The organism is Streptomyces sp. NPDC021356 (genome assembly GCF_040641015.1).
Taxonomy (GTDB): Bacteria; Actinomycetota; Actinomycetes; order Streptomycetales; family Streptomycetaceae; genus Streptomyces.
Window position 1 is genome coordinate 235,774 of sequence record NZ_JBFACU010000011.1, and the last position, 24,211, is coordinate 259,984.

At 71.9% G+C, this 24,211-nt stretch carries 26 protein-coding genes; 13 read left to right on the plus strand and 13 right to left on the minus strand.

Features of this window, described 5'->3' with window-relative positions; genetic code table 11:
• The first annotated feature begins 253 nt into the window (after positions 1–253).
• From AB0G56_RS17490 to AB0G56_RS17505, 4 genes are all read left to right on the plus strand, one after another.
• On the plus strand, positions 254–445 hold the full coding sequence (locus AB0G56_RS17490) for a hypothetical protein (protein WP_360969987.1): 192 nt from the start codon (positions 254–256) through the stop codon (positions 443–445).
• 290 nt (positions 446–735) lie between these two features.
• A complete protein-coding gene (locus tag AB0G56_RS17495) occupies positions 736–858 on the plus strand; it encodes a hypothetical protein (RefSeq protein WP_360969989.1) in 123 nt (40 codons plus the stop codon).
• Positions 855–1,280, plus strand: a complete 426-nt coding sequence (locus tag AB0G56_RS17500) for an ester cyclase (RefSeq protein ID WP_360969991.1) — start codon at positions 855–857, stop codon at positions 1,278–1,280. Before AB0G56_RS17495 ends, AB0G56_RS17500 begins: the two co-directional genes overlap by 4 nt.
• Before the next feature lie 25 nt (positions 1,281–1,305).
• Positions 1,306–2,223 carry an NADP-dependent oxidoreductase gene (locus AB0G56_RS17505; RefSeq protein WP_360969993.1) on the plus strand — a complete coding sequence of 306 codons (918 nt, stop codon included), beginning with the start codon at positions 1,306–1,308 and terminating at the stop codon, positions 2,221–2,223.
• A gap of 224 nt (positions 2,224–2,447) precedes the next feature.
• Here AB0G56_RS17505 and AB0G56_RS17510 read toward each other — a convergent pair whose 3' ends face one another.
• From AB0G56_RS17510 to AB0G56_RS17545, 8 genes are all read right to left on the minus strand, one after another.
• Positions 2,448–3,314 (minus strand): helix-turn-helix transcriptional regulator, encoded by an 867-nt coding sequence (locus tag AB0G56_RS17510; RefSeq protein WP_360969995.1) that lies wholly within the window; start codon positions 3,312–3,314, stop codon positions 2,448–2,450.
• A gap of 136 nt (positions 3,315–3,450) precedes the next feature.
• On the minus strand, positions 3,451–4,890 hold the full coding sequence (locus AB0G56_RS17515; RefSeq protein ID WP_360969997.1) for a cytosine permease: 1,440 nt from the start codon (positions 4,888–4,890) through the stop codon (positions 3,451–3,453).
• 415 nt (positions 4,891–5,305) lie between these two features.
• On the minus strand, positions 5,306–6,349 hold the full coding sequence (locus AB0G56_RS17520) for an LLM class flavin-dependent oxidoreductase (protein ID WP_360969999.1): 1,044 nt from the start codon (positions 6,347–6,349) through the stop codon (positions 5,306–5,308).
• On the minus strand, positions 6,346–6,630 hold the full coding sequence (locus tag AB0G56_RS17525; RefSeq protein ID WP_360970001.1) for a tautomerase family protein: 285 nt from the start codon (positions 6,628–6,630) through the stop codon (positions 6,346–6,348). The genes AB0G56_RS17520 and AB0G56_RS17525 overlap by 4 nt, the downstream gene beginning before the upstream one ends.
• Position 6,631: 1 nt before the next feature.
• Positions 6,632–8,119 (minus strand): aldehyde dehydrogenase, encoded by a 1,488-nt coding sequence (locus AB0G56_RS17530; RefSeq protein WP_360970003.1) that lies wholly within the window; start codon positions 8,117–8,119, stop codon positions 6,632–6,634.
• Positions 8,112–8,843, minus strand: a complete 732-nt coding sequence (locus AB0G56_RS17535) for an alpha/beta fold hydrolase (protein ID WP_360970005.1) — start codon at positions 8,841–8,843, stop codon at positions 8,112–8,114. The genes AB0G56_RS17530 and AB0G56_RS17535 overlap by 8 nt, the downstream gene beginning before the upstream one ends.
• A 7-nt stretch (positions 8,844–8,850) precedes the next feature.
• On the minus strand, positions 8,851–9,402 hold the full coding sequence (locus tag AB0G56_RS17540) for an amino acid synthesis family protein (RefSeq protein ID WP_360970007.1): 552 nt from the start codon (positions 9,400–9,402) through the stop codon (positions 8,851–8,853).
• A complete protein-coding gene (locus AB0G56_RS17545; RefSeq protein ID WP_360970009.1) occupies positions 9,399–10,025 on the minus strand; it encodes an amino acid synthesis family protein in 627 nt (208 codons plus the stop codon). The genes AB0G56_RS17540 and AB0G56_RS17545 overlap by 4 nt, the downstream gene beginning before the upstream one ends.
• Before the next feature lie 299 nt (positions 10,026–10,324).
• On the opposite strand from AB0G56_RS17545, the gene AB0G56_RS17550 reads away from it, so the two are divergent.
• The 4 genes from AB0G56_RS17550 (at position 10,325) to AB0G56_RS17565 (ending at position 13,441) form a co-directional block, all read left to right on the plus strand.
• Positions 10,325–10,750 (plus strand): ester cyclase, encoded by a 426-nt coding sequence (locus tag AB0G56_RS17550; RefSeq protein WP_360970011.1) that lies wholly within the window; start codon positions 10,325–10,327, stop codon positions 10,748–10,750.
• A 26-nt stretch (positions 10,751–10,776) separates the two neighbouring features.
• Positions 10,777–11,280, plus strand: a complete 504-nt coding sequence (locus tag AB0G56_RS17555; RefSeq protein ID WP_360970013.1) for a flavin reductase family protein — start codon at positions 10,777–10,779, stop codon at positions 11,278–11,280.
• 35 nt (positions 11,281–11,315) lie between these two features.
• Positions 11,316–12,032, plus strand: a complete 717-nt coding sequence (locus tag AB0G56_RS17560; protein ID WP_360970015.1) for a GntR family transcriptional regulator — start codon at positions 11,316–11,318, stop codon at positions 12,030–12,032.
• Positions 12,033–12,424: 392 nt separating this feature from the next.
• Entirely contained in the window at positions 12,425–13,441 is a 1,017-nt protein-coding gene (locus AB0G56_RS17565; RefSeq protein ID WP_360970017.1) for a ScbA/BarX family gamma-butyrolactone biosynthesis protein, read from the plus strand.
• Between the two features lie 640 nt (positions 13,442–14,081).
• On the opposite strand, the gene AB0G56_RS17570 is transcribed toward AB0G56_RS17565, so the two are convergent.
• The 4 genes from AB0G56_RS17570 to AB0G56_RS17585 form a co-directional block, all read right to left on the minus strand.
• A complete protein-coding gene (locus AB0G56_RS17570) occupies positions 14,082–15,674 on the minus strand; it encodes an MFS transporter (protein WP_360970019.1) in 1,593 nt (530 codons plus the stop codon).
• A gap of 62 nt (positions 15,675–15,736) precedes the next feature.
• A complete protein-coding gene (locus tag AB0G56_RS17575) occupies positions 15,737–16,432 on the minus strand; it encodes an HAD family hydrolase (RefSeq protein WP_360970021.1) in 696 nt (231 codons plus the stop codon).
• A 77-nt stretch (positions 16,433–16,509) separates the two neighbouring features.
• Positions 16,510–17,208, minus strand: coding sequence for an HAD family phosphatase (locus AB0G56_RS17580; protein WP_360970023.1), 699 nt, complete (start codon positions 17,206–17,208; stop codon positions 16,510–16,512).
• A 62-nt stretch (positions 17,209–17,270) separates the two neighbouring features.
• Entirely contained in the window at positions 17,271–18,263 is a 993-nt protein-coding gene (locus AB0G56_RS17585; RefSeq protein ID WP_360970087.1) for an aldo/keto reductase, read from the minus strand.
• A gap of 421 nt (positions 18,264–18,684) precedes the next feature.
• On the opposite strand from AB0G56_RS17585, the gene AB0G56_RS17590 reads away from it, so the two are divergent.
• The 5 genes from AB0G56_RS17590 (at position 18,685) to AB0G56_RS17610 (ending at position 23,197) form a co-directional block, all read left to right on the plus strand.
• Positions 18,685–19,695 carry a beta-ketoacyl-ACP synthase III gene (locus tag AB0G56_RS17590; protein WP_360970024.1) on the plus strand — a complete coding sequence of 337 codons (1,011 nt, stop codon included), beginning with the start codon at positions 18,685–18,687 and terminating at the stop codon, positions 19,693–19,695.
• A gap of 142 nt (positions 19,696–19,837) precedes the next feature.
• Positions 19,838–20,101, plus strand: a complete 264-nt coding sequence (locus AB0G56_RS17595; RefSeq protein WP_360970026.1) for an acyl carrier protein — start codon at positions 19,838–19,840, stop codon at positions 20,099–20,101.
• Positions 20,101–21,330: a beta-ketoacyl-[acyl-carrier-protein] synthase family protein gene (locus AB0G56_RS17600; protein ID WP_360970028.1), complete on the plus strand. Its 1,230-nt coding sequence runs from the start codon at positions 20,101–20,103 to the stop codon at positions 21,328–21,330. The genes AB0G56_RS17595 and AB0G56_RS17600 overlap by 1 nt, the downstream gene beginning before the upstream one ends.
• A gap of 182 nt (positions 21,331–21,512) precedes the next feature.
• A complete protein-coding gene (fabG, locus tag AB0G56_RS17605; RefSeq protein WP_360970030.1) occupies positions 21,513–22,217 on the plus strand; it encodes a 3-oxoacyl-ACP reductase FabG in 705 nt (234 codons plus the stop codon).
• A 242-nt stretch (positions 22,218–22,459) separates the two neighbouring features.
• The gene (locus tag AB0G56_RS17610) at positions 22,460–23,197 is read left to right on the plus strand and encodes a thioesterase domain-containing protein (RefSeq protein ID WP_360970031.1); all 738 of its coding nucleotides are present in this window, start codon (positions 22,460–22,462) and stop codon (positions 23,195–23,197) included.
• Here AB0G56_RS17610 and AB0G56_RS17615 read toward each other — a convergent pair.
• Positions 23,187–24,008: an AfsR/SARP family transcriptional regulator gene (locus AB0G56_RS17615; protein WP_360970033.1), complete on the minus strand. Its 822-nt coding sequence runs from the start codon at positions 24,006–24,008 to the stop codon at positions 23,187–23,189. The genes AB0G56_RS17610 and AB0G56_RS17615 overlap by 11 nt on opposite strands.
• Positions 24,009–24,211 lie beyond the last annotated feature (203 nt).

Genomic DNA, 24,211 nt, shown 5'->3' on the forward strand with positions numbered 1-24,211 from the left:
CACGCCATTCGGCTGCCGGGGCCTTGGGAGAACTCCCAAAGTTCCCGGACTCGCCCCGCATCAAGCCGTACCGCACCGCGTCGAACGGCAGCGGGACGGTCCCGTCCGGTGAGGCGGCGACGCACTCGCGTAAGACCGCGCCGTACGTCTCCTTTCCGGCGGCCATCGAGACGCCGCGCTCGGGCACGACCGCGTTTCGGTACACGACGCGGCGTACCCGGGCCGCCGGCGCGTGGGCGGCGCCGGTGACGGGGTGACCGCCCCAGCCGTCACCGACCAGGACGGCATCCTCCGGCCGCCGGTCCACCACCTCGCCGACGACATGGCCGACGACATCGCTCAGCCGCAGGCCGGCGGGAGGACCGCCGTGCACCAGGCGCTCGCCGTGCACGTTCCGGGCGCGCACCCGGTACCGGCACGAAGGACGCCGGTCGCTGTGCTCTGAACTCCATGAGCCGACAGGGAAACCGCCGCTGCCTCCTCGCGCCGGTCGTCGAGTCCAGGCGCGCGCCTCGCGCGAGCACGCGCCTTCCGGGACGGGTGCCGGCATGCCGAAAGGACAGAAGCCCGACTCGCCCTCCGTCGCGGCCGGATCGACGTGCGGGTTCCGCCGTGCACGGGCGCGAATCGGGGTGGTGATGCCGTCACCAGCGTAAGCCCCGCCTTCTCGCTCGGCCCTCCGCAGCCGAGTGTTGGTCTCGCAAGTCCGAGACCAGCAGGAAGGCGGCGACAACCGTGGAGTCCAGGCAGGTGGCGATCGACGTCCTGCGGGCGACCGAGCAGCAGGAGTTCTTCCGCCGACTGGGCATCGACGACCTCCTCATCGCCGCGCCCGCCACCACCGAGGAGACGCGATGACGCGCACCATCGAAGACCTGATCGGCACCTTCTACGAGGCGTTCAGGGGCAAGCCCGAACTCCTCGACGACATCGTCGCCGACGACTGGGCCGACATCCCGCTGGGCCCGGACCAGGCGCCCGGCCGGGCCGGTGCCACCCCGCTGATCCAGGGGATCAACGAGGCGTTCGGCGACTTCCGCATCGTGGTCCACCAGATCGTCGACGGCCGCGGCCCCGACGGCAACGGTTTCGTCGGCGTACGCGGCGAGATGCGTGGCGTGCACAGCGGCGAGATGTTCGGCGTCGCGGCGACCGGGCGGGAGATCCGGCTCCGGATCCACGAGTTCCACGAGGTGGTCGACGGACGCATCGTCCGCACCTGGCACATGGAGGACTGGCTCGACTGGTTCCAGCAGGTCGGCGCCCGGCCCACCCACTGAAGCAGCGACACGAGAGAGCACACCCATGAAGGCACTGCGGTACACGGCGTACGGCGACACCCCGGTCGTCCACGATCTCGCCGAGCCGGCCCCAGGGCCAGGAGAGGTCCTGGTCCGGGTCGCGGGGGCGGCACTGAACCCGCTCGACGTCAAGATCGGCGCCGGTCACGTCCAGGACTACTTCCCGATCACCCTTCCCTCGACCGTGGGCACCGACCTCGCCGGCACCGTGGAGCGCCTTGGACCCGGCGTGACCGGCTGGGGCGTCGGCGACGCGGTGATCACCCGCACCGACCCCACCACAGGCGGCGCGGTCGCCGACTACGCCGTGGTGCCGGCGGCGAGCATGGTGCCGGCGCCGACCACGGCCCCGCTGGGGATCGCCGCCGGTCTGGCCACCGCCGCCGCGACCGCCTGGCAAGCAGTGACCGAGGTCGCGAAGCTGCGGCCGGGCCAGAAGATGCTCGTGCACGCAGGCGCCGGCGGGGTCGGCAGCTTCGCCGTCCAGCTGGCCCGCCGCGCCGGTGCGCACGTCGTGACCACCGCCTCCGGCCGCGCCGCCGAGCTCGTCCGCAAGCTCGGGGCCGACGACGTCATCGACTACACCCGCATCGACTTTTGCACGGCGGTCTCCGATGTCGACGTCGTCGTCGACTCGATCGGTGGTGACACCGAGATCCGGTCGCTCGACGTCCTCAGACCAGGCGGCCTGCTGATCAGCCTCCCCGCGCCGCCGGACGCCGAGCGGGCCGCAGCCCGTGGGCTCCGCAGCGCGTTCGTCTTCCACGCATCCGACACCGAGCGTCTGGCCGCAGTCGTCGCGCTGGCGAACGAAGGCCTCGACATCGTCGTGGACCGTACGGTCCCGCTGAGCGAGGCCGCCGAGGCGTACACCCACCTCGCCCAGGGCCACGCCAAGGGCAAGGTCATCGTCCAGCCGTGACGCGCAGCTGCCGCCGACGGTACCTCCATCGCCGCGGACACGCGGGTACGTGAGTACGCCGGTACGTCGGCGGCGGCCTGCTCGACACGTCCGAGCGCGAGTACGGAACCTGCGCCGAGCACGTCAGGGTGGACGAGACGGCGCTCGCGGCAGAGGCGCGCGCCTGATCGAGCTGAGCGTCTCGCCCCCCGGCTGCCCCGGCGCCCGACCCCGGGGTGCCGCGCTCAGGGAGCAGCCGAGCTGTTGCGCGTCGAGGTCTGGACGTCCTGGCTGCCCACGACCGCGAGCAACCGGAGCTTCTCCGCCGAGTCGCCGCCCACGGGGGCGGTGAACCAGAGCAGCCGCTGCGAACCGTCCTCGCTGAGCAGGCTGAGGCAGTCGAGCTCGATCGCGCCGAGCTCCGGGTGCATCAGCCTCTTCCGGTCGGCCCGGCGCACGGCGACCTCCTGGTGCGCCCACAGGTGGGCGAACTCACTGCTCGTCGAGGTCAGTCGCCGGATGAGACCGCGCACCTCGGTGTCGCCGCCGCGGCGGGCCGAGACCGCGCGCAGGTCGGCCACGAAGACCCGGGACTGGTGATCGTGCTCGTCGGGGTGGTACCGCAGCCGGGCCCGCGGGTCGGTGAACCAGCGGTACACGAAGCTCGCTTCGATCCCCTTCCTCTGGGGAATCGGCCCGAGCAGGGCCGTGGCGAGGCGGTTCTGCACCAACGTCGCGTGCAAGTCGGTGATCACCGCCGCCGGCGTGTCCGGCAGGCGTTCGAGCAGGTCGAGCATGCCTGGATGCACGTGGGCCGACGGTCCGTGCCGCGGCGGCAACGGGCGCCCGGCGAGGAAGTACAGATGCGCACGCTCGTCCTCGGTCAGTCGCAGCGCCCGCGCGAGCGCTGCCACCATCTGCTCCGACGGCTGCGACCCACGCCCCTGCTCCAGCTGGTTGTAGTAGTCGACCGAGGCCCCGGCCAGAGCAGCCACCTCGTCGCGGCGCAGCCCGGGCACCCGACGTCGTGCCGACTCGGGAAGCCCCACCTCACCTGGCCGGATGCGATCGCGTCGCGACCTCAGGAACTCGCCGAACTCACCCAGATCCATACCGGCCATCTTGGACCGTCCGGCCGCGTGAAGGCAGGCGGTGCCGCCACCACCCTGAGCGCGTGGTCCCTTGACGATGCCCCTCGGCGTGACAGCGGCGTCCGGTTCACCACTCGCCGCGAGGCCGTCCAGGCCCTCAGTGGTCCTGCCGGACCACTGCCTCGGAGCGGTCGGGTGCGCCCGCGGGCAGCCGTGCCCCGCCCGTGCCCTTCACCCAGAGCGGCTCGAGCCGGTAGGTCAGCAGGTAAAGGACCGCCCCCGCTCCGGCCGCGACGAACATGCTGAGGTCGCCGGCGCCCGGGTGGGCCACCGAGAACGGCCCCGTGTAGAAGTCCGACTGCCAGAACGGCACGGACGCGGCGACGCCTCCCGCCCACGCGACGAGGCCCCAGTCCAGCACGCGGGAGCGGTCGTAGAGTTCGGGGATGCGGCTCGGGTCGGAGCGGCCGCCCAGGTAGTAGTCGAGCAGCAGCACGGTGACGAAGGGGGCGATGAAGTAGGCGGTGAGGTTGAGGAACACCTTGAACTTGGCTTCGGTCCCGGACTCGCCCCACAGGCTGAGGGCGTACGCCAGCACGCAGATGCCGGTGACGGCCTGGGCGCGGGTGACGGGCACCTTCAGCGTCTGGACGGAGATCGCGCCGCCGTAGACGTTGAGGAAGTTCTGCGCCAGTGCGGACAGACCGACCGCGAGCAGGGCCGGAACGGCGAAGGGGCCGGCGAGCTGGTGCAGGGCGGTGATGGAGTCGGAGCTGGTGGCGCCGGCGCCGACGACCACACCCAGGATGCCGAGCCAGCAGATGGTGACGAAGTTGCCGAGGCCCGTGTACCAGGCGGTGCGGGTCACGGCCTCGGGGGTGTCCGGCAGGTAGCGGGAGTAGTCCGAGGCGAAGGGCGCCCAGGCCACCAGGAAGGACAGGAACCAGCCACCGAAGGTGACCAGGCCGCCGGTGGAGCCGATGTAGCCCTGCGCGTGGGGATCGGCGTGGAAGACGCTTCCACCGCGCACGACGGCCACCACGGTGATGAGCGCGAACAGGGGCGTCAGGACGTACGTCAGCGCCTTCTGCAGGAAGTTGATCATGTTGTAGCCGAAGACGGCGACGACCACCTCGACCAGTGTCAGCAGTGCTGCGCACAGCCAGAACGGCAGGTGGGTCAGCCCGGCGAACGCCTTGCCACCGAGGATGACGGTCACGGACGCCCAGCCGATGCCGGCGAAGACGTTGATGTAGGCGACGGGAACGAAGTTGCCGAAGAAGCCGAGCGGGCCGCGGGCCTGGATCTGCTGCGGCACGCCGAGCCGTACGCCCATGCGGGACATCACGGCCATGAGCAGGGAGCCCAGCCCCGCCCCGAGCACGATCGCGGTGACAGCGGCGGGGAAGCCGAGTCCGAACCGGGCCGCGCTGAAGCCGAGCAGGATGACGGGGAAGTTCAAACCTGCGGCGAACCAGATGAAGAACTGCGAACTGGGTTTTCCGTGCCGCTCGTTGTCGGGGATGTGGTCGACTCCGAAAGGTTCGACCTTCGCTATCGCGCTGCCGTACACCGGCGCCGAGGCGTCATGGGTCATGGCGTGCTCCAGGAGACGGAGGAAGGAGGCTGCTTCAGGGGGTGGTGGGTGCCCGCGATCGCGGGGCGGCCGGCACGGCGGGGCCGTCCGTGAGATGCCGGACGGATGCGCGGCTGTGGACCGGCGGGCGAGGTGGCGGGCGCCGGCCGGCTGAGTGAAGGCGGGGCCAGGGGAGAACGGGGCCGCGCCGCCTTCGTGACCGGGGACGGACAGGGAGATCGAGGATGCGGGCGGAGGAAGGCCGATGAGCTGTGGTCCGCCGTCCGCCGTCCGCCGTCCGCCGTCCGCCGTCCGCCGTCCGCCGTCCGCCGTCCGGCGAACCGGGGGCCGGGGGCCGGGAGCCGGAGGCCGGGGGCCGCGGGCCCACCTTGGGACGACCTTCCTCGCCCCGTGCGTGCGTGCGGGCGGGCCCGGCCTACTGGAACGCCGGCATGACTTCCTTGATGAACAGCTCCAGCGACTTGCGCTTCTCCTCGTGGGGCAGGCTGGTGTCGATCCAGAAGCTGTACTCGTCGATGCCGAGCTCCTCGTAGGCGCGCAGCCGTTCGATGACTTCCGCGGGTGTGCCGATGACCGCCGTCCTGTGCAGCGATTCCGGTTCGAACTCGGCGCGGCCCTCGAACTTCGACTCCGGGCTCGGCGCGAGGAACCCGTTGCGCGGGGTGGTCCTGTTGCCGGCCCAGGCGTCGAAGGTCCGGTAGTACCGGCTGATCGCCTCGGCGGCCGGGCGCCATCCGTCGGGTTCGTCGGGGGAGTGCACATGGGTGTGCCGAAGCACCATCAGCTCGGGGCGCGGCACCTCGGGGTGACCGGCCACCGCGGTGTCGAACTTCTCCTTGAGGTCGACGACCTCCTCGTCGCCCTTCATCAGCGGGGTGACCATGACGTTGCAGCCCTGAGCGACGGCGAAGTCGTGGGACTCGGGGCTGCGGGCCGCGATCCACAGGGGCGGGGTGGGCCGCTGCACCGGCTTGGGCACGCTGGTGGACGTCGGGAACTGCCAGACCTCGCCGTCGTGGGCGTAGTCGCCCTGCCAGAGCGCCCGCACGGCGGGCACGAACTCGCGCAGGTGCTTGCCGCCGTCACGGGCCGAAAGCCCGCCCGCCATCCGGTCGAACTCGAACTGGTAGGCGCCGCGGGCGATCCCCACCTCCACGCGTCCGTCGCTGATGACGTCGAGCAGCGCGCATTCACCGGCGGCCCGGATCGGGTGCCAGAACGGCGCGACGATGGTCCCGGCGCCGAGGCGGATGGTCGAGGTCTTCGCGGCCAGGTGGGCGAGCAGCGGCATCGGGCTGGGAGAGATGGTGTATTCCATCGCGTGGTGCTCGCCGATCCACACCGTGCCGAACCCGCCGTCCTCGGCCATCAGGGCCAGCTCTGACAGGTTCTCGAAGAGCCGGCGGTGGCTGACCTCCTCGTCCCAGCGCTCCATGTGTACGAACAACGAAAACCTCATGGCTGCTCCTCGTCTGCTGTGGTGACCGGGTGTCGGGTGTTTCCCGGCTCGCCGTGCGGGCCGGTGATCGCGGCGGGCCGTTCCGCGCGGAGGGTGTCCGTCTCGGCGAGGGTGACGTCGCCGGTGGCCCAGTGCGTCCGGGGTACCTCGTGGACGACGACACGGATGTGTTCGGGCCGGGTGTTCGTGGTGCGCAGGACCGCGGCGTGCACTTCGTGCAGCAGGTCCCGGATCTGCGCGGGGGTGCGGCCCTCGGCGAGGGTGATGGCGACCTGGGGCATGTCAGCTCCGCATGGTGAACGGGTCGGCCACGGGCTCCTCGCTCGTGTTGATCCACACGCTCTTGAGCCGGGTGTACTCCTTGATGGTCTCGGCCCCGTGCTCGACGCCGGTGCCGCTGGCCTTGAAGCCCTGCCGCGGGGACATGGGGGACATGGCCCGGTAGGTGTTGACCCAGACGGTCCCGGCGTCGAGGAGTGCGGCCGTGCGGTGCGCGCGGGCGAGGTCCGTCGTCCACACGCCCGCCGCGAGTCCGTAGTCGGTGTCGTTGGCCAGGCGTACGGCCTCTTCCTCGGTGTCGAACGGCATGATCGCCATGACCGGGCCGAAGATCTCCTCACGCACGACACGCATGCCGTTGTCGACGTCCACGAGGATGGTGGGCTCGTAGAAGTAGCCGCCGAGCCCGGCGTCGGTGGCACGCCCACCGGTCAGCACCCTGGCACCTTCGCGGCGCCCGAGATCGACGTAGCCGGCCACCTTGTCGCGCTGGTCGGCGAAGGCCAGCGGGCCGAGTTCCGTCCGCTCGTCCATCGGGTCGCCGATACGGATGGTCCTGGCCCGTTCGGCGACCCGCTCCAGCAGTTCGTCGTAGACCGACCGGTGGGCGAGGACGCGGCTGCCGGCGATACAGGTCTGCCCGGCGGCGGCGAAGATGCCGGCGACGACTCCCATCGCCGCGTTGGCGATGTTCGCGTCCTGGAAGACGATGTTGGGAGACTTGCCGCCCAGTTCGAGTGTGGATCCGATGAACCGGCTCGCGGCTGCCGCGGCGATGCGGGCGCCGGTGGCGGTGCTGCCGGTGAAGGAGATCTTCGCCAGGTCACCATGGTCGACCAGGGCTTGGCCGGCCTCGGCACCGAACCCGGTGACGACGTTCACCGCGCCCGGCGGGAACCCCGCCTCCAGTGCCAGCTCCGCGAGCCTGAGGACGGTGGCCGAGGTGTGTTCGGAGGGCTTGACCACGACGGTGTTGCCGGCGCAGAGAGCAGGAGCCAGTTTGCTGCTGGTCAGCGTCAAGGGGGAGTTCCAGGGAGTGATCGCTCCGACGACTCCCAGCGGTTCCCGCGCCGTGTAGTTCAGCACCCGGCGGTCGGAGGTGGGGATGACGTCGCCGTGGATCTTGTCGGCGAGTCCCGCGTAGTAGTGGTAGTACTCCGGCAAGGTGGCCAACTGCCCCCGCATCTCGCGCAGCAGCTTGCCGTTGTCCCGCGTCTCCATCCGGGCGAGGTCTTCGGCGTTCTCGGCGATCAGCTCACCGAGGCGGCGCAGCAGGTGGCCCCGCCGCGTCTGGCTGAGGTCACGCCAACGCGGGTCCTCGAAGGCGTTCTTGGCAGCGGCCACGGCTCGCTCGACGTCGGCGGCGCCTCCGCGCGCCGCCCGGTAGAGGACCTCGCGCGTGGCAGGGTCGGTGCTCTCGAAGTACTCACCCGACGCGGGCTCCGCCTCCGTCCCGCCGATGAAGTGCTGAAAGGTGGGGAGGTCAGACATGTGCGCACTCTCCGAGGAAGGTGGTGAGGGAGTCGACGAGAGCCCGGGGACGTTCGACCGGCAGCATGTGACGCGCCCGCGGGACGACCACCGCCCGGCAGTGGGGAAGTGCCGCGGCGAGCCGATGGGTCATCTCGGGTGTGGAGCCGGGATCTTTCTCCCCTGTGATCGCCAGTGAGGGTACGGCGATGGCGTTCAGGTGCGGCGCGAGGTCGGCGTCCGCGGTGGCGAACACGCGGTAGCAGCTGAGGAAGGAGCCGACGTGATTGGCCAGCAGGGTGTCCCTGGTGCGGGCCACCCGGGCGGGGTCGACGTCCGTGCCGGCGTACCACCGCTCCAGGGAGGCGGCCGTGCCGGCCGGGAAGTCGGCCTCGGCGGTGCGCAACCGGGCGAGGACCAGGGCTCGTTCTTCGGGCGTACGCGCGCACACCGAGCTGACCGATGTCAGGGTGGCCACCAGCTCGGGGCGGTGCAGGGCCACATGCTGGGCGACCAGCGCGCCCAGGGAGAATCCGACCAGGTGCGAGCCGGCCGGGATCTCACCGGCCACCTCGTCGGCCAGATCTGCCAGTGTCACTCCGTCCCTGACCGGCGGGCGCGTGCCGTGGCCGGGCAGGTCGGGGGTGATCACGATGAAGTCGTCGGCCAGGAGTGCGGCGGTGGGCTCCCACATGGTGTGGTCGAGTCCGACGCCGTGCAGCAGGACCACGGTCGGCTTGCTCATGACCCACCTACTGTTCGGTCGACAGCGGTGCCAGGCGCTGCTGGGGGCGCCCCTGGGCGGCTGCGGCAAGCGCGATGACGATCTCGCCCGGGTGTGGGGCGTCGGTGATGCGCACTTCGATGCTCTGGTGATGGGAACGGATCGTGGCGTCGGTGATGTGCTTCAGCGGGATGTCGAAGACCACGCCGGCGGGCCCGCGCTTCTCGACCGCCGGGAGCAGGGTGGTCGCACCCGCCGCCTTGCGGAAGTGGTCGCCGAACTTGAGTGTGTGGATCAGCGCGGAGCCGTGCTCGATCTCGCCGTCCAGGCCGACGACGGCGGCTTTGCCGTATGCCTCGGCGGGGGCCTCCAGCGCGTCCAGGACCGCCGGGGCGAGCAGTGCGCCGAGATCGGAGGCGTGCGCGTCGATGCCGGGGCCGAGGTCCTCGACGAAGCCCTGACCGGCCCAGGGGTTCTCGATCACCGCCGCGACGACGGCGACGCGGGCAGGGCGATCGACCCTCCGGCCGCCCTCGGCGCGGATCTCTTCGACGACGGTCACGATCTTGCGGATGCTCATGAGGGAACAGCCTCCAGGGTTTCGGTGGTGACGACGGGGTCGGTCAGGCGGTCCCCGATACGGGGGTGCGGCCGCGGCCCCGTCGACGCGGCCGCGATGACGACGATCTCGTCCGCCCGGGGCGCGTCGGGCACCCGGGCGCTGACGGTCTGGTAGTGGCTGCGCGTCGCGGCCTGTGTCTTGTGCCAGAGGGGGACGATCAGCGTCTCTCCGGCCTCGGCGCGGGTGTCGGCGAAACAGATGATGGACTCGCCCTGGAGGAACTCCCTCACCAGGTTCCCGAAGTACGGGGTGTGGATGAGGGCCCCCGCGTGCTCGATCTCGCCCGCCGTGCCGACGATGGCAGCCTTGCCGAACGATTCGACCTCGTCCGCGCCGCCCAGGGAAGCGATGAGCCGGTCGGTCAGCAGCTTCGCGAGCGTCGGAGCGATGCGAGCCTGCTCCGGGGACAGATCGGTCGAAGGGCCGGAGCCCACCCATGGATTGCGTATGACCGCGGCGACGCTGGCTCGACGCGCGGGCCGCACGGGTGCCACGCCCGCCTCGGTGAAGACGGCATCACGGTAGAGCACGAGCTTGCGGAGACCGATGCTCTCGTCAGTTTGATCCAAGCTCTCTTGCATGGCACAGGACCATAGGCATCGGCTCTCGGGCCGGTCAAGGGTCTCGGTGGGACGGTCTTCCGAATCGCCTTGGATCCGTGGAGCGGCGGCCGTGTCCATGGCTTTGAACTGGCTATTCGCATGTTCTCCGGAGTGGGGGCACGATTCGGTGCCCACTGAGCCTTGACGCTCCATTCGTGGCATGTCTTACTGCTTCTTGCATGCCAGTGCGGGTCGGTATCTCAAGCAGTACGCGGCGCCTCGTCGCTGCCGGCGGACCGGCCGCATGCCAGAAAGCCGTCACTGTGGAAGGAGAAGAGATGGCGCTCACCGACGCCCGGCGAGAACTCATCGAGAAGGCGTGGGCCGAGGCCTGGGGCCAGGGTGACGTCGACGCCCTCGACGCGTTGCTGGGCCCGGCCTACCTACGTCATGGGACAGACCCGCTCCCGCAGGACCTGGCCGCCTTCAAGGAAGCGATCCTCTCCACACGAGCGGCGTTCCCGGACCTGACGACCACCATCGACGACATCGTGGTCGAAGGTGACAGAGCCGCGATCCGCTGGCACAGCAGCGGAACTCATACGAAGTCGTTCCTCGGCGTCCCGCCGACCGAGCGGCGCGTCGAAGTCAGCGGCGCCACGTTCGCCCGCTTCGAGGGCGAGCGGGTCGTGGAGGAGCACGTCACGTGGGACCCGCGAGCGCTGCTCTCGGCGCTGGGCGTCATCAGCGTGGGACAGGACTGAGCATCGAGATGACAAGGAGCACCCTCATGACAGCGCTCGCCGCAAGCCCGGACATCGACGTGATGAAGCAGGTCAACCGGCAGTTCGTCACCGGTGTCACAGTGGTGACCGCGTGGGACGGGGCAACCCCCAGGGGGCTGGCCGTCAACGCGTTCTCGAGCATCTCGCTCGATCCTCCCACCGTCATGGTGTGTGTCCAGCGCACCTCGTCCACCCACGACTGTCTGTACCGCGCGGACCATCTCGCGATCAACATCCTGTCCACCGACCAACTCGACGTCGTCGGCACGTTCGCGAGCAAGGCCGCTGACAAGTTCGCGGACCTCGACTGGGAGAGCGGCCCGTTCGGCAGCCCGCTGATCGCCCGGAGCAGCGCGCAGATGGAAGTGCAGATCCGCGAGCGGCTCCAGGCCAGTACCCACACCGTCTTCATCTGCCGAGTGGTCCACGCCGCCGTGACCGAGCGCGATCCCATGGTCTACAGCGCGGGCAGGTTCTTCGACGGCGGTGCGCTCACGTCTCTGGGATGATCCAGCAGGCGGCAGGGGAGACGGAGGAATACCCGGTGAATCGCGCGAAGAGCGAACCGAAGAGCGAACCGAAGAACGGATCGATGCAGGCGACGGTGATCGCCGAAATGCGCAGGCGCATCATCAAGGGCGACATCGTGCCCGGAGCTCCTCTCTCGGAGCTCGCCCTCGCGGAGGAGTTCGGCGTGAGCCGTACTCCCGTGCGCGAAGCGCTCAAGCAGTTGCAGACCGAAGGGCTGGTCGAGATCCGGCCCCGCGTCGGGACGTTCGTCACCACCCCCTCCCGCCGTGAGATCACGGAACTCTTCGAGATGAAGGAGCTCCTGGAGGGCGCCGCCGCCCGCCTCCTCGCCCAGCGCGGCCGCGTCCCGGAGATCGACTTGCTGGAGCGGAACCTGCACGAGGCCGACGAAGCGGTCGAGCGGGACGACCGGGAGCGGTACGCGGAGTTGGTCCACGAGTTCCACGACCTGCTCGTGGCCGGCGCGGACAACACCAAGCTGCAGGCCCACTACCGGATGTTGATGAACCAGTTGGCGTACGCCCGGCTGGTGAACACCTCGTTGAGCCAGCCGGGCCGCGCGACACAGTCCGACCGCGAGCACCACCTCGTCGTGGAACTGATCCTCGCCAAGGACGGCGACAGTGCCGAGCACGTGATGCGTGAGCATGTCAGGGCAAGCCGGCGGGCCCTGCTGGCGGGTCTGCCCATCGGCGGCCGGGACGAAGGGGCAGGGGCCGCAAGGCCCTGATGTCGCAGGACGGCCGCCGCCCGCGGCGTCAGAGCGCTGAGCACGAGAGGCCGGGCGGCGGCCGCCATCGGCGTTCAGGCTGGTGATCAGCGCGGCGCGGCGGGCCGTCAGTGCCTCGATGCGCCCGGTGAGTTCGTCGATGGCCTGCCGGTAGCCGTTGAGGTCAAGCCCCAGGCCCGGCCGGCATCGCGCGCCGGGAGTCGGTACGGACGTGCCGAGGCCGTGGTGGTCGGGGCCACGCCCGATCGCGATCGCGGTTCGCGTCATGACGCGGGTGTGAGGCGGGTGTTAGGCGGGGCTGGGAGTGTGACGACCGGGAGGGCGGGCCGTAACGGCCGAGCCGAGCCCGACCCTTCCCCCCGATGCCGTGAGAGAAGTGAAAGAGGAGCCGGATGACTGTAGTGACCGGGCCTGCCGGAGCAGACGTGGCCGAGGCCGTGCGGGCCGCGCTCACCTGCGAGCAGACGGTGCGGCGCGCCCTCGTCCATCGGCGTGCGCTGTCGGAGGTGTTCCTCACGGACAGCGCGCGGGTGGGCGAGGAGCATTTCGTCGCGGCCGCCCTGCTGCCGCCCTCCCACGCGTACTACACCGACCACACGACAGGCGGGCTCGTCGACCCGCTGCTGCTGCTCGAATGCTGCCGGCAGGCGGAGACCCATGCTGTACACACGCACTTCGGTGCGCCGGTCGGGACGAAGTTCGTGCTGCGGGACTGGTCGATGACCCTGTCCGACGGCGCCCCGGCCCGTTCGGCGGGCGGCCCCGTGCCGGTGACCATCGACGCCACGACGCAGGACGCGCAGTGGATCGCCGGATCGCTGCGCGCACTCGCGTACCGCATGCGCGTGTCGGTGTCGGGACGTCCGCTGGGCGAGGTGACCATGCGGGTGAAGTACGTGGCCGACACGGTGTACGCGAAGCTGCGCGACCGTCCGGCCGGGACGGCACCGACGTCGGACGCCTACCGCGCCCCGGAGGTCGCGGGGCTGGTGGAGCCGGCCCGCGTGGGGCGGTCGCGCCCGGAGAACGTGGTGCTGCTCGACGCCGTGCGCGGCGAGGACGGAGTCGCGGCCCGGCTGCGCGTGGACGGCGGCCACGCCAGTCTGTTCGACCATCCGCAGGACCACGTGCCGGGCATGGTCCTGATGGAGGCGGGACGGCAGGCGGCGCTGCTGTCGGCCGGGGAGTTCACCGGCGAGGACCCCGCGCGCTGGGCGCTGTCGGGACTGCGCGCGTCCTTCGGTGCCTACGCCGAACTCGACGAGCCGCTGACCGTACGGGCCGGGCGACCGCGGCGGCGGGAGGCGGGCGGGGGCGAGACGGTCCCGGTCGCCTTCGAACAGGGCGGCCGGAACGTGGCGGAGGCCTTTTTCTCGCTGGTGCGGGCCGGGAACGACAGCGGGGCATGACGACGGCGCGCGTCGATGCCGCCGAGGTTCTCGTGCGGTGATCGACGGGGGCGCCTCCCGCACGGTGGTGCGGTGGTGGTCGGGGGACGTCCCGCGCACGGTGGTGCGGTGGTCGTCGTACGGCGGCCACCGCACCACCGCGTGTGCTCCGTGCGGCCACGAGCGACCAGAGCCAGCCCCCTGTGACGTCGTGCAGTACGCCCAGGGACAGCGGGCGGCAGACCGCAGGCCGCCAGGCAGTAACCCACGTTACGGTCAGGGCGCCGCGACGGGCCGGGAAGGCGCCGCGCACCACACCGGGCGGCAGGACGTCCGCCACGGTGATGCAGGAGCCGGCCGGGGCCGTGCTCGCGAAGAGCCGGCCGGTGCCGGACGAGCGGAGCGGAAGGGTCGGATGGTGTTCTGCCGGGCCCACCCGGCCCACCCGGCCCACGGCCGTGGCGTTCGGCAGCCGGTCGGGGCGCCGGCGAGGTGGCGGGGGGGCGTACGCGTGCCTGGCCCCGGGCAGTGGGGGCCAGGCAGAAGCGGCCGGGCGGGAGGCAGCGGGACCGGGGCGGCGGGACCGGGGCGGCGGGGCAGAAGCGCTCGGGCGGCTCGGGTGGCCCCGGGGGCCCGGTGGTCCCGGTGGCCGGGCGGGTGTTCAGTCGTCCTTGCCGGTCGCCGCCGGATCCAGGTCGCGGTCGCGGACCAGGGTGAAGATGGCGACCGCGCCGGCGAGGGCGACGCAGGCGAGGACGACGTACACCACGCTCCAGCCGTGCTCCAGGCCCTGCACGGCCCGGTGCACCAGTTCCTCGCCCCCACCGCGGCGGACCGAGGACAGCCTGCCCTGCACCACGTCGTCCGCCATCGTGCCGCTGTCCGCGCCGGCCGCGGTGGACAGCCGCTGCCGGGTGGAGGTCAGCAGCAGGCCGCCGACGCAGGCCACGCCGATTGTCTCGCCGGCGACGCGCAGCGTGTTGAACATGCCCGAGGCCATGCCCGCGCGTTCCGGGGACACGACGCTGACCGCCGCGTTGTCCATGACACCGAAGGCGAGACCGATGCCGATGCCCGCGAGCAGCAGCGCGGCGTACAGACCGGTGCGCGAGGAGACCGGGTCGGTGAAGGTCATCAGCAGCAGCGCCACGGCGAGCACGGCCGGGCCGAGGGCCAGCAGGGTGCGCACCGAGAGCCGCTTGACGAGCGCCCCGGAGAACAGGGGCAGCACGAACACCGGCAGGGTGAGCGGCAGCAGCATCGCGCCGGACATCGTGGAACCGGCGCCACCCGCGCCCTGGAAGTACGGCGGCAGGTAGACCAGCAGGGCGGCGAAGGCGAAGACGATGCTGACGGGCTGCCAGATGATGGCGACGAAGGTGGGGCGGCGCAGCAGGCTCAGGTCGAACATGGGCTGGTCGCTGCGGAGTTCGACGGCGACGAAGGCGGCGAGGAAGAGTGCGGCGCCCGCGAAGGAGCCGAGGGTCGCGGCGCCCGTCCAGCCGCGTGAGGGCCCCTCGACGAAGGCGAGGGCGAGCAGCAGCAGAGCGAGGGTGAAGGTGACCACCCCCGGCTTGTCGATGCGCCGCGCCTCGGGGTTGCGGGACTCGGGCAGCGGCCGGGCCAGGACGAGGACCACCGCGCCCAGGCCGACGTTGACGAGGAAGACGGCGTGCCAGGATGCCGCGCCGACGAGCACTCCCGACACGAAGGGGCCCATCGCCAGGCCGAATCCGATGGAGGCGCCGAAGATGCCGAACGCCCGGGCCCGCGCGGCTCCCGCGAAGGTGTGCGCGAGCAGCGTCGAACCACTGGTGAGGACCGCCGCCGCGCCCATGCCCTGGACGAACCGGGCGCCGTCCACGAGCACGATGGTGGGCGCGGTGCCGGCCACCAGGGAGGCCAGCGCGAAGACGGTGGTCCCGGTCAGGAACATGCGGCGCCGCCCGTACAGGTCGGCGGCGGAACCGGCGGCCAGCATGAACGCGGTGAAGGCGACGTTGTAGGCGTTGAGGACCCACTGGGTGGAGGCGGCCGAGGCGTGCAGCGCGCCGGACATGTCGGCGAGCGCCACGCCGGGCCCGGTCACCGAGATGGGCAGCATGACGGCCGCCAGCGCGATGGCCACCAGGGTCCGGGTGGGGCCGATCGCGGGCCGGGTGCCGGGGGCGGGGCCGGGGCCCGGCTCGGTCCGGGTGGCGGTCCGGGCGGCTCGTGCGGCGGCCGGCTCTGCTTCGGCAGGTGTGTGGGACATCGGGAGGCTTCCTGTGTCTGGTGCCTGGAGTGGGGGGTGGTGGGGGTGGTGGGGCGGCGTGGTCAGGCCGGCAGCGCCGCCCCGTCGGTCCGCAGTACGTCGCCCAGCTGGGCGAAGGAGGTGGCCCGCGCGTCGATGTAGGAACCGAACGGGGCCACGTCGGCGTCCGTGAAGACCTCTCCGCGCATGAGGACGGTGCGCAGCCCGGCGATCTTGGCGGCGCGCAGCGCCAGCGGGGAGTCGTCGACGAGCAGCCAGCGTTCCGGGTGGCTCTCGCCCTCGGCGGCGAGCAGCCCCGTGTAGGTGGCGGGGTCGGCCTTGGACGCGTGGTCGAGGGGGACGAAGTCCTGGTCGTCGAAGAGACCGTCGAGCAGGGCGCGGCGCGCGGTGGCGCGGTCCATGGTGGAGAAGACCCGCAGCCGCAGGCCGTGGGCGCGCTGTTCGGCGCAGAACTCCCGGACGCCTTCGCCGAGGGCGAGCGCGGTGCCGCCGACGGCGGTGAGCGAGCGCAGCGCGGCGATCTCGGCCGCCAGGTGCCGTTCGATGCCGAGGCCGGTGAACAGCATGTGCAGGCTCTCGCGCTGCGGGAAGGTGCTGATGGCCTTGAACTGGGACGCGGTGGCCTCGTAGGGCAGGTCGGTGTGGCGGTTGATGCCTTCGTGCAGGGCCTTCAGCAGCAGGCTGGAGGCGTTCAGGCTCAGTACTCCGTCGAAGTCCAGCAGCACGGTGTGCGCGCGGGAGTCGCGGTCGCGGTCCACGGCGTGGCTCCTTGTGTGGTGGGGGGTACCGGCCCGACGCGGGGGAGGGCCGGGCCGATACGACGGGGGGCGCGGTGTCAGTCGCGCCAGACGGTGTGCGCGGCGGCCTCGGCGTCGAGGGTGCGCAGCAGGTCCTCGTCGACGGAGTGCAGCGAGTCGACGATGTGGCGGGTGCCGGCCTCGCGCATCAGCTGCGGCTGGAAGCTGTGCTCGAAGGAGCTGGGGTGCCCGATGAAGGGGATGTCGAGTGCCCGGGCCACCTCGGCGACGCGGGCCACGTCGTCGATGAAGAGCACCTGGTCGTACTCCAGGCCGAAGACCTCGGTGGTGATCTCGCGCAGCCCGGGGCGGAAGTCGTTGGTGCAGACGTAGCGGGGCTCGTCGAACAGGTCGGCGTACTCGCCCAGGTAGCGGTCGAAGTGGGAGGCGTCCAGGCCGCCGTAGCTCACCGTCTTCAGGCCCAGCGCGCGCAGCCGGCGCAGCAGGTCGACGGCGCCGTCGAGGAGCTGGACGGGGTGGTCCCGGAGGTATTCCTCGCGCTCCTTGAAGTAGACGTCGATGGCTTCCTGCGCGGTCCACGGCATCCGGGCCGCGTTGGCCATCCCCTGCCCGCCCACCAGCTGCGGCTGGGAGAAGATGCTCCGCTCGACGTCGGCGGTGTACTCGCCGCCGCGGCTGACGATGAAGTTGTGGATGACGGGGCTGAAGGTGTCGTTGAGCAGGACGCCGTCGATGTTGACGGCGGCCAGCTTGAGCTGCTGGAGCTTGTCTGCCACGGGTGTTCCGTTCCTGGGGTGCGGGTGGGGGCGATCTGTCGGCGGGGCGGGCGTGCGGGGGTTCAGTGGCCGACGGTGGCCATGCCCGCGGGGTCGTACCGCTCGCCGGAGACGGCGTCCGCCGGCAGGGCGGCCTCGACGGCGGCCGACTGGGCGGCGGTGAGCTGGATGTCGGCGGCGGCGAGGTTCTCCCGCAGGTATGTCTCCCGGCGGGTGCCGGGGATGGGCACGATGTCCTCGCCGCGGGAGAGCAGCCAGGCCAGCGCGAGCTGGACGGGCGTGCAGCCGGCGTCCTGGGCGATCTCGCGCAGCCGCTCCACCATGCGGACGTTGCGCTCCAGGTGCTCCGGCTGGAAGCGCGGGTGGGAGTGGCGGAAGTCGGAGGGGTCCAGGTCCTGGGGCCGGGTGATGGCACCGGTCAGGAAGCCCCGGCCGATCGGCGAGTAGGCGACGAGGGTGACGCCGAGCTCGCGTGCGGTGGGCAGGATCTCCTGCTCCACTTCGCGGGTCCACAGCGAGTACTCGGTCTGCAGTGCGGCGATCGGGTGCACGGCGTGCGCCCTGCGCAGCGTGCCGGCACCGACCTCGGACAGTCCCAGGTGCCGGACCTTGCCGGCCTCGACCAGCTCCGCCATGGCGCCGACGGTCTCCTCGATCGGGATGTCGGGGCTGCGCCGGTGCAGGTAGTAGAGGTCGATGTGCTCGACGCCGAGCCGCCGCAGGGAGGCGTCGACGGCCGTGCGGCAGTATTCGGGGCTGGAGTCGACCTGGCGGCCCTGCCGAGGATCCCTGTCGTCGCGCCGGATGCCGAACTTGGTGGCGAGGACGACCTGGTCGCGGCGGCCGGTGAGGGCACGGCCGACGAGTCGCTCGTTGTGTCCCTTGCCGTACATGTCGGCGGTGTCGAGGAGCGTGACCCCGAGGTCCAGTGCCGCGTGCAGTGTCCGCAGGCTCTCCTCCTCGTCGGTGGGTCCGTAGAACTCCGACATGCCCATGCAGCCGAGGCCGATGGCCGAGACCGACGGCCCGCCCGTACCGATCCTGCGTTGGCGCACTGGTTTCCTCTCCTCGCACACGTCGTACTCGTCGCACACGTCGTACTCGTCGCACACGTCGTACTGGTTCGTCGTACTCGTTCGTTAAGCGGCCGCCGCACCGGGGCGCGGGCGGCTGGCTCAACGGGCGGCCACGGTCGGCGGGTTGCCGCCGGGCGCCCTCACCATGCTCGCAACGCCTGCTCCCGCACGGCTCACGTGGCGCTCACGGCCGCACGTGAGCGGGACGTGGGTGCGTGGTGAGCGGCAGCGGAGCAGCCGTTGCCACAGTGATCCCGTCGGCCGGTCCCGGGATCACGGGCCGGCCGGCCGTACGGCACGGCAGCGAGAAGGAGTACGCAGTGATGGCAACAGCAGGCGAGGACCCGCGGGCGGCCGGCGGTGCCCGGCTCCGGCCCGGTCGCGGCGGCGGGGGGAAGGGATGAGCGGGACGGGCCGCGCGGCGGTGGTGGCCGGGCTCGGCGCCTGGGTGCCGCCGGCCTCGGTCACCAACGACGACCTGGCCCGGCAGCTGGACACCTCCGACGAGTGGATCCGCAGCCGTACCGGGATCGCGTGCAGGCACGTCGTGGACCCGGGCACGGCCACCGGTGACCTGGCCGTCGAGGCCGGCCGGCGGGCACTGAGGTCCGCCGGGACGGACACCGTCGACGCGGTGGTGCTCGCCACCAGCACACCGGACCGGCCCTGTCCGGCGACCGCCCCCGAGGTGGCGAGCCGGCTGGGACTGAGCGGCGTCTGCGCCTTCGACATCGCCGCGGTGTGCACCGGCTTCGTCTACGCCCTCGGGGTGGCCGCAGGCCTCGTGGAGTCCCGGATCGCCGGGTCCGTGCTGGTCATCGGCGCGGACACGTTCTCCACCATCCTCGACCCGGCCGACCGCACCACCCGGGCGATCTTCGGCGACGGTGCCGGCGCCATGGTGCTGCGTGCCGGGGAGCCGGACGAGCCGGGCGCCCTGCGAGGGCTGCACCTGGGCAGCGACGGCAGCCGCAGCGACCTCATCCAGGTCGCCGCGGGGGGTTCACGGCAGCGGTCCACCGGCCTGCCCGCCGAAGTGGCGGCCACCTACTTCACGATGGAGGGCCGGCCCGTCTTCGCCGAGGCCGTACGGCACATGGCGGCTTCCGTGGAGGCCACGGCCGCCGCGCTCGGCGGGACGCCCGCGGACCTCGACCGGATCGTCCTGCACCAGGCCAACGCCCGGATCCTGGCGGCGGTGGCGGAGCGCGTCGGCGTACCGCTCGCGCGCTTCCCGTCCAACATCGACCGCGTCGGCAACACGGTCGCCGCCTCGGTCCCGCTCGTCCTCGCCGACGCGGTCGCCGACGGCACCGTACGCGGCGGCCAGCGCGTCGTGCTGGGCGGCTTCGGCGGCGGTCTGACCTGGGGGTCGGTGGGCCTGGTGTGGCCGGAGATCACCCCGGCCTGACGCCCTCCGGCACCCGCCTCGTCTCCCCGTTCCCCTTCCCTTCCCTTCCCTTTCCTCCCTTCCCCACCCCCCTTTTCCTTCAACTCGCCCTTTTCCACCCTCACTTGCGCACTTTCCCCTTTCCTACTTTCAGGAGCACACCATGCAGGAAGTCCAGGAGCAGACCACGCAGGCCATCGCACAGCGCGTCACGGCACTCCTCTCGGGCCAGTTCAAGATCAAGTCCGAGACGATCGCACCGGACGTGACCCTCGGCAAGCTGTCCTTCGACTCGCTGGTCCTGATCGAACTCGGACTCGTGCTGGACAAGGAGTTCGGCGTCCGCATCGAGGACGGCGAACTCACCGAGGAACACACCCTCGACGATGTCGTCGACCTGCTCGTCGCCAAGGGGGCGAAGGTCTGATGGCGGGCGGCACCGACGCCATAGCCGTCACCGGGCTCGGGCTGGTCACCCCGGCCGGGATCGGCGTCGAGGAGAACTGGGAGCGGGTCCTGACCGGCCGCTCCTGCGCCACCCGGGACGACGCGCTCGGCGACCTGTCAGCCGACTTCTCCTGCCGGGTGCCCGGCTTCGACGCGCAGGAACTGCTCGGCGGGTTCGCCTCCTGGCAGCTGGAACGGTTCGTGCAGCTCGCGCTGGTCGCCTCCCGCATGGCCGTCCGGGACGCCGGTCTCGACCCCGAGAACTGGGACGGCACCCGCGTCGGCGTGGTGCTCGGCAACTCCCTGGGAGGCGCGGCGACGCTGGAGGAGCAGTACCGCGCGCTGTCCGAGGACGGTCCGGCCCGCGTCTCTCCGCTGCTGGTCACCAAGTACATGCCGAACATGCTGGCCGGGTACGTGGCGATCGACTGCGGGGCGCGCGGCCCCAGCCTGGTCACCGCCACGGCCTGCGCGTCGGGGGCCACCGCCGTCGGCACCGCCCGGGACATGCTGCGCGCCGGTACCTGCGACATCGTGCTGGCCGGTGCCAGTGAGTCGGCGCTCACCGCGACGGTGATGTCCGGCCTGTGCCGCATGGGGGCCCTGTCCAAGTCCCGTGCGGAGCCCGAACGCGCCGGCAAGCCGTTCGACGCGGAGCGGGACGGCTTCGTGGCCGCCGAGGCGGCGGGCGTCCTCGTACTGGAGCGGGCCGCCGACGCGCGGGCCCGCGGGGCCCGGATCCGTTCGCTGGTCGGCGGCTGGGCCACCACCTCCGACGCGCACCACGCGACGGCCCCGCAGCCCGGCGGCGAGGGCATCGAACGGGCACTGCGGGGCGCCCTCGCGGACGCCGGGATCGCCCCGTCCGAGGTACGGCACGTCAACGCGCACGGCACCGCCACGCCGATGAACGACCTCGTCGAGGGCACCATGCTGGGCCGGGTCGTGGGCAGGGGAGCGGCGGTGACCTCCACCAAGGGAGTCACCGGTCACGCCCTGGCCGCGGCCGGAGCGATCGAGGCCGCGTACACGGTGCTGGCCGTGCAGCACGGGGTGGTCCCGCCCACCGCCAACCTGAAGAACCCGGACCCGGCCCTCGACCTGGACCTGGTCAGCGGCGAACCCCGCAGGACACCGGTGGACGTGGCGGTGAGCACGTCGCTCGGCTTCGGCGGGCACAACGCCGCGCTCGTCTTCACCGCGGCCTGAGGCCTGGGCCCCCGGCCGGGCGGCCCCGCCGGGCTGCCTCGTCGGGCAGCCTCCCCGGGCGGCCGTCCCGCCGGCGGGCGGGGCGGCCGCCCGGGTCTCGGACCGACAAAAGACGTAGAAGTCGCGGATGTTGCAGAAGTCGTGGAAGTGCAGAAGTCGTGGAAGTGCAGAAGGAGAACAGGATGAACCGCTCGGTCTTCGTCACCGGTGGCAACCGCGGCATCGGTCACGCCGTCGCCCGGGCCTTCGCCGCCCAGGGCGAGAAGGTCGCCGTCAGCCACCGCACGGGCAGCCCGCCGGACGGTGTGCTCGGCGTGAAGGCCGATGTCACCGAGCCCGGTGCGCTGGAAGAGGCGCTGCGGGAGGCCGAGTCGGCGCACGGTCCCGTGGAGGTCCTGGTGGCCAACGCCGGTATCACCCGGGACCGGCCGATGCTGCGGATGTCGGACGAGGAGTTCGGCGAGGTGCTGAGCACCAACCTGACCGGGGCGTTCGCCGCGGTGCGGGCCGCGGTGCGCAGCATGCTGCCGGCCCGGCGCGGCCGTATCGTGCTGGTCTCCTCGGTGCTGGGTTTCCTCGGCGCGCCCGGGCAGACGAACTACGCGGCCTCCAAGGCGGCCCTGCCGGGCTTGGACCGCTCCCTGGCGTGGGAGCTGGGGGACCGCGGGATCACGGTGAACGTGGTGGCGCCCGGCATCATCGCCACGGACATGACCGCTTCGCTGTCCGACCGGAGGATGAGCCAGGTCATGGGGATGACACCGCTCGGCCGGCCCGGCACGGTGGACGACGTGGTCGCCGCGATCCGGTTCCTGGCCAGTGAGGAGGCCGGCTACATCACCGGCGCGGTCCTTCCCGTCAGCGGTGGCCTGGGCATGGGGCTGTGAGCCGTACGCCGCCAAGCGCCGCCGCCGGACGCGACCGCCCCCGGCCCCTGTGCGCATCGTCCTCCTCCGACGCATCGTCTTCCTCCGGCGCATCGTCTTCCTCCCGGGCATGGTCTTCCTCCCGGGCCTCGTCGTCCTCCGAGGTATCGTCTTCCTCCCGCGCATCGTCCTCCTCCGGCGCGTCGGCCCGCTCCGAGGAAGGGACACGTCCCCGGGCGGATCAGCCACGGCGCTGGACGGAGGTGCTGCGGCCCGCGGCGCGCCCGGGGCCGCGCGTCGTCGTCTTTCCGCACGCGGGAAGCGGTGCGCGTCGCTACCGGGAGGTGCCGGCCGGCCTCCCGCCGTACGTCGAGGTCGTCGGCGTCACCCTGCCCGGGCGTGAGCGGCGGGCGGGTTGCGTGCCGGGCACGACGCTCGCGCGGGCCGTGGCGGGCATCGGGGCGGAACTGCGGGCGCCCGCCGCAGGACGCACCGTCTTCTACGGACACAGTCTGGGCGCGCTGCTGGCTCTGCTCACCGCGCACGCGGGACAGGCGCGGTGCGACGCCCTGGTCGTGTCCTGCGCCCTGCCCGGCCGCCGCGGCTTCCCGCGGCCGGACCTCCTCGGCACCCACGCGGGTCTGACGGCCGTCCTGGCGCTGCACGGGCTGGCCGCCGACGCCCTTGAGGACACCTCCCTGCCCGACGCGCGCCGGACCCTGGCCCACGACCTGGCGCTGGCCCAGGACGCGCTGCTCGCGGTGGACGGGCTGCGCGTCGGCGTACCGCTGACGGCGCTGGCGGGCGCCGACGATCCACTCGTCCCGCTCGCCACGCTGCCGCAGTGGGCCGACCTGACCAGCGGTCCCTTCAGGTCGCGGCAGGTCGAGGGCGGCCACTTCTTCCCCTTCACCGCGGCCGGCGCCGCGGTCGTGACCGAGGAACTGGCCGCCTCCCTGCGGCCGTCCGGTCCGCGCGCGGTCCCGTCCCTCACACCCTGACCGGCTCCGCCACGCGGACGGGCCACCCCCGCAGGGCGCCGGACGGCGCCTCCTCGCTGGCCAGGATCCGCTCCTGGAGGCCGCGCAGCCGGTGCGAGGGCTCCAGGCCCACGCCGTCGGCGAGCGCGCGGCGGGCCTGCCGGTAGGCCGTGAGCGCGTCGTTGCGACGGCCCGAGAGGTACAGCGCGAGCATCAGGTACTCGTGGAGCACCTCGTCGTAGGGGTCCAGGGCGACCAGCGCGTGGAGTTCGCCGACGACCTCGGCGTACCGGCGCAGCCGCAGGTCCAGGGCGAGGCGCTGGGTCAGCACCGCCTTGCGGTCCTCCTCCAACTGCCGCACGTGGGCCCGCAGGACCGGCCCGGCCGGTACGTCGGCGAGCGGGGCGTCGCGCCACAGGTTCAGCGCGGCGTTCAGCAGGGCGGAGGCCTCGGCGAGGTCACCGCCCGCCTCGGCGGTGGCCGCCTCGGCGACGAGCCGCTGGTGGCGGACCACGTCGAACTGGTCTCCCGGTACCTCCAGGCGGTAGCCGGTGGGCTCGGTGACCAGCGTCTGCCGGGCGAGGCGGCCCGCGTCGCCCGGCTGGGCGCATCCGATGCCCTTGCGGATCCACATGACGCAGTTCTGGATCCCGGTGGAGGCGCTTCTGGGCGCGTCGAGGTCCCACAGCTCACGCTCGATGGTGGCGCGCTGCACGACCCGCCCGCGGTTGAGGACGAGCATGGCCATCAGCTTCTTCGCCTTCGCAGCGGACGGGACCACCGAGGTGCCGTTCACCGTCACCCGAAGCGGTCCGAGCACTCTGACGATCATGGTCGTTCCTCCTTCGCCGGCGACCTGACGTCACCACCAACCATGTGTACCAGTGTATTCATGTACTGGAGGTCATCGTTGAGCCAACAGTAGCGCCAACTTCGGTGCAGGGCACATCGATTCTCGGCCAAGGGTGTTGCCATATGACCCGTAGATCCGTTTCGCACACCTGATTCACACGTCCGTAGCCTGCCCGTACCGCC

Excerpts from the sequence above, each read along its gene's own strand:
- AB0G56_RS17600 (WP_360970028.1), top strand. The coding sequence starts at position 20,101 with ATGGCGGGCGGCACCGACGCCATAGCCGTCACCGGGCTCGGGCTGGTC.
- AB0G56_RS17525 (WP_360970001.1), bottom strand. The coding sequence starts at position 6,630 with ATGCCCCAGGTCGCCATCACCCTCGCCGAGGGCCGCACCCCCGCGCAG.
- AB0G56_RS17515 (WP_360969997.1), bottom strand. The coding sequence starts at position 4,890 with ATGACCCATGACGCCTCGGCGCCGGTGTACGGCAGCGCGATAGCGAAG.
- AB0G56_RS17535 (WP_360970005.1), bottom strand. The coding sequence starts at position 8,843 with ATGAGCAAGCCGACCGTGGTCCTGCTGCACGGCGTCGGACTCGACCAC.
- AB0G56_RS17545 (WP_360970009.1), bottom strand. The coding sequence starts at position 10,025 with ATGCAAGAGAGCTTGGATCAAACTGACGAGAGCATCGGTCTCCGCAAG.
- fabG (WP_360970030.1), top strand. The coding sequence starts at position 21,513 with ATGAACCGCTCGGTCTTCGTCACCGGTGGCAACCGCGGCATCGGTCAC.
- AB0G56_RS17565 (WP_360970017.1), top strand. The coding sequence starts at position 12,425 with ATGACTGTAGTGACCGGGCCTGCCGGAGCAGACGTGGCCGAGGCCGTG.
- AB0G56_RS17615 (WP_360970033.1), bottom strand. The coding sequence starts at position 24,008 with ATGATCGTCAGAGTGCTCGGACCGCTTCGGGTGACGGTGAACGGCACC.
- AB0G56_RS17500 (WP_360969991.1), top strand. The coding sequence starts at position 855 with ATGACGCGCACCATCGAAGACCTGATCGGCACCTTCTACGAGGCGTTC.
- AB0G56_RS17505 (WP_360969993.1), top strand. The coding sequence starts at position 1,306 with ATGAAGGCACTGCGGTACACGGCGTACGGCGACACCCCGGTCGTCCAC.
- AB0G56_RS17510 (WP_360969995.1), bottom strand. The coding sequence starts at position 3,314 with ATGGATCTGGGTGAGTTCGGCGAGTTCCTGAGGTCGCGACGCGATCGC.
- AB0G56_RS17595 (WP_360970026.1), top strand. The coding sequence starts at position 19,838 with ATGCAGGAAGTCCAGGAGCAGACCACGCAGGCCATCGCACAGCGCGTC.
- AB0G56_RS17570 (WP_360970019.1), bottom strand. The coding sequence starts at position 15,674 with ATGTCCCACACACCTGCCGAAGCAGAGCCGGCCGCCGCACGAGCCGCC.
- AB0G56_RS17550 (WP_360970011.1), top strand. The coding sequence starts at position 10,325 with ATGGCGCTCACCGACGCCCGGCGAGAACTCATCGAGAAGGCGTGGGCC.
- AB0G56_RS17530 (WP_360970003.1), bottom strand. The coding sequence starts at position 8,119 with ATGTCTGACCTCCCCACCTTTCAGCACTTCATCGGCGGGACGGAGGCG.
- AB0G56_RS17555 (WP_360970013.1), top strand. The coding sequence starts at position 10,777 with ATGACAGCGCTCGCCGCAAGCCCGGACATCGACGTGATGAAGCAGGTC.
- AB0G56_RS17520 (WP_360969999.1), bottom strand. The coding sequence starts at position 6,349 with ATGAGGTTTTCGTTGTTCGTACACATGGAGCGCTGGGACGAGGAGGTC.
- AB0G56_RS17540 (WP_360970007.1), bottom strand. The coding sequence starts at position 9,402 with ATGAGCATCCGCAAGATCGTGACCGTCGTCGAAGAGATCCGCGCCGAG.
- AB0G56_RS17590 (WP_360970024.1), top strand. The coding sequence starts at position 18,685 with ATGAGCGGGACGGGCCGCGCGGCGGTGGTGGCCGGGCTCGGCGCCTGG.